Here is a 1,857-nt window from a genome sequence, read left to right on the forward strand (position 1 = left end):
AGCCACCGAAAGTGCTCACGAGCCCGGAGGGCACCTACGCCCACGGGGCGGCCCGCCCGGCTCGGCGGGCCGACGAGCGAGCCCGGCACGGCGGGCACCACGTCGTCCACCAGGGCGTCGTCGACCGCCGCGACCAGCGCGTCGCACCCGGACGCCACGTCCGCGGTGAGGTGGCGCAGCGCGGGCTGGGCCGAACGACGCCGGCCCCGGCGCAGCGTCGGGATCGCCGACGCCGGCTCGCCGGGCCGCACGACCGGACCGGCCACACCCGTCGTCGGGACCCCGTCACCGCCGAGGCGGTGGACGCCGGCGTCGTCGAGGAGCAGGTCGAGGCCCGCCTCGGCCAGGGCACGGCGGGTGCCCGCGGACACCGCCCAGCCGGGCGCGGCGAAGCCGTCGACGGCGAGCCCCAGCGCCTCCGCCGAGCGCAGCGCCCCGGCGAGGCGCAGGCGCGCCTCGAGCACCGGCAGGCGGCGGTAGGGACGGCCGCCGTCGTGGGCCTCGCGGGTACCGCGCAGCAGGACGGTGTCCCCCGCCCGACGGCGGGCGGCGGCGAACGCGGCCACCTCCGGGTGGGGGCGAGGGCCGACGAGCAGGGTCAGGGGGACGCGGCGGGCGTCGAGGGCGTCGCAGCACCGGACGGCCGCGTCGAGGGGAGCACCGGGGGCGAGGCCGGAGGCCGAGACCAGGAGGGGCACACCGTCCATGAGGCCCCACCGACGTGAGGGCCGGTGAACCTCCGCGTGAACTCTGGCGCTACGGCGTCCGAATCCCCCGGCTGCTCACAGCGCCGGCGGCCAGCCCTGTCCGGTGAGCCGGGTGTAGGCCTCGATGTAGCGCGCCCGCGTGGCCTCGACGACGGAATCCGGCAGTGGGGGCGGCGGCTCGTCGCCGTGCCGGTCCCAGCCGGACTCGGGGGAGGTCAGCCAGTCACGGACGTACTGCTTGTCGAACGACGGCTGCGGCCGGCCCGGCGAGTAGCGCTCGGCGGGCCAGAACCGCGACGAGTCCGGGGTGAGGACCTCGTCGCCGAGGACCAGGGCCCCGGAGCGGTCGAGGCCGAACTCGAACTTGGTGTCAGCGAGGATGATCCCGCGCGAGGCGGCGTAGGCCGCGCCGCGCGCGTAGATCGACAGCGTGGCGTCCCGCAGCGCCCCGGCCAGGTCGGGCCCGACCTGCTCGGCCACCTGCTCGAAGGAGACGTTCTCGTCGTGCTCGCCGAGCTCCGCCTTCGTCGCGGGGGTGAAGATCGGCGCCGGGAGCATGCTCCCCTCGGTGAGCCCGTCGGGCAGGGGGACCCCGCAGACGGCGCCGTCCCGGCGGTAGTCGACCGTGCCGGACCCGGCGAGGTAGCCCCGCGCCACACACTCGACGGGGATCATCTCGAGGCGCCGCACCAGCAGGGCGCGGCCGCGGACCTCGTCGGGGATGCGCTCGTCGCGGGCGGCCACGAGGTGGTGGGCGACCGGCGGGGAGGCCACGTCCCGGCCGCCGAGCAGCCCGACCCAGAACACCGACAGCGCCGTCAGCACACGGCCCTTGTCCGGGATCGGCGTGGACAGCACGTGGTCGTAGGCCGAGATCCGGTCGGAGGCCACGAGCAGCAGCGTCTCGTCGTCGACCTCGTAGAGGTCGCGGACCTTCCCCGACGCGAGGTGCGGGTAGTCCGCGATCGTCACCACGGGCGGCGAGGCTAGAGGATCGGGGCGGGGTCGTAGGCCGCCGCCTCCGGGCGCGCCTCCGCGAGCTCAGCCACCCGCCGCGCGATCGCCGCGACCTGCGCGTCGGCGGCCCCGACGAAGGCCGAAGGGTCGGCGACGGCGGCCGCGAGGTCGCCCTCGGAGACCCCGAGCCGGG

The 1,857-nt window shown here is 77.0% G+C and carries 1 protein-coding gene and 1 pseudogene; both read right to left on the reverse strand.

The genetic code is table 11. The annotated features are described in order from the left end of the window. Positions 1-707 (reverse strand): annotated as a pseudogene (locus VGH76_RS25080) (DUF2334 domain-containing protein); the annotation flags it as partial. Between the two features lie 75 nt (positions 708-782). Further along, a complete protein-coding gene (locus VGH76_RS25085) occupies positions 783-1,682 on the reverse strand; it encodes a phosphoribosylaminoimidazolesuccinocarboxamide synthase (protein ID WP_331559485.1) in 900 nt (299 codons plus the stop codon). Between the last annotated feature and the right edge of the window lie 175 nt (positions 1,683-1,857).

Origin of the sequence: Actinomycetospora sp., assembly GCF_036497585.1 — a bacterium.
In the GTDB taxonomy this organism is placed as follows: Bacteria; Actinomycetota; Actinomycetes; order Mycobacteriales; family Pseudonocardiaceae; genus Actinomycetospora.